This window comes from Actinomyces sp. S6-Spd3, assembly GCF_000758755.1.
GTDB lineage: Bacteria > Actinomycetota > Actinomycetes > Actinomycetales > Actinomycetaceae > Pauljensenia.
Genome location: NZ_JRMV01000243.1, coordinates 1 through 678, shown reverse-complemented (window position 1 = coordinate 678; position 678 = coordinate 1). Strand labels below are relative to the sequence as shown.

General features: G+C 57.1%; 1 protein-coding gene and 1 pseudogene. Both read left to right on the top strand.

Features of this window, described 5'->3' with window-relative positions; translation table 11 throughout:
- Positions 1-230 (top strand): annotated as a pseudogene (locus HMPREF1627_RS09980) (EamA family transporter RarD); the annotation flags it as partial.
- Positions 231-233: 3 nt separating this feature from the next.
- Positions 234-611 carry a hypothetical protein gene (locus HMPREF1627_RS09975; RefSeq protein WP_158705805.1) on the top strand — a complete coding sequence of 126 codons (378 nt, stop codon included), beginning with the start codon at positions 234-236 and terminating at the stop codon, positions 609-611.
- The last annotated feature ends 67 nt before the right edge of the window (positions 612-678 follow it).

Here is a 678-nt window from a genome sequence, read left to right as displayed (position 1 = left end):
GCTGGGTCACGGTTTATGTTGCGGTGGGATACCCAATCTACTTTGTGCTTCGCCGTATTTTTGAAACTGATGGCGTGGGCGCCCTCACCTGGGAAATGGCACTGGCGATGCCCCTCGCGATTTATGCAGCATCACGACAAAACGGCGTGAGCGTTGCATTTTCGCACCTTCCTGCCGCAATCCTACTTTTGACACTGGGCGGATTATCCGTATTTGCCCTCATCTCTTAGGTGATGGCCGCAAAACTTTTGCCGTACGCGGTATTCGGTTTACTGTCTTACGTTGAACCGATCTTGGTCACCGTCGTTGCAACCCTGCTGGGCGAGCGCATTGAGGGCCTCGAATGGGTTACCTACATCGGGATTTGGCTCGCTGTGGTAATCCTTGGCCTAGATGGCGTGCGCGCCATTATACGCAGGAAATCCTGGGCTGTGCCCGCGGCGCGGCCATGGCGACGCCGGCGGCCTCGAAAATCCAAGAATGAGGCGCATTCTTGGCGCAGGTTCCGCAAAACTTCAGCGAACACGCTGGTGGATCCGGGCGCGCCTGATGCAACCGCCATTCCCATTCCGAATGAGTGGAACGAGAATGGCGCGGCCCAAACAGACTAGCTGGAGCCCTACCGGCGCTTCTTTTCGCGCACCCGCACACTGATTTTGATTGGGGTGCCCTCGAAGC

What these genes read in the sequence shown, in the direction of transcription:
- HMPREF1627_RS09975 (WP_158705805.1), top strand. Translation starts at nt 234, where the DNA reads ATGGCCGCAAAACTTTTGCCGTACGCGGTATTCGGTTTACTGTCTTAC.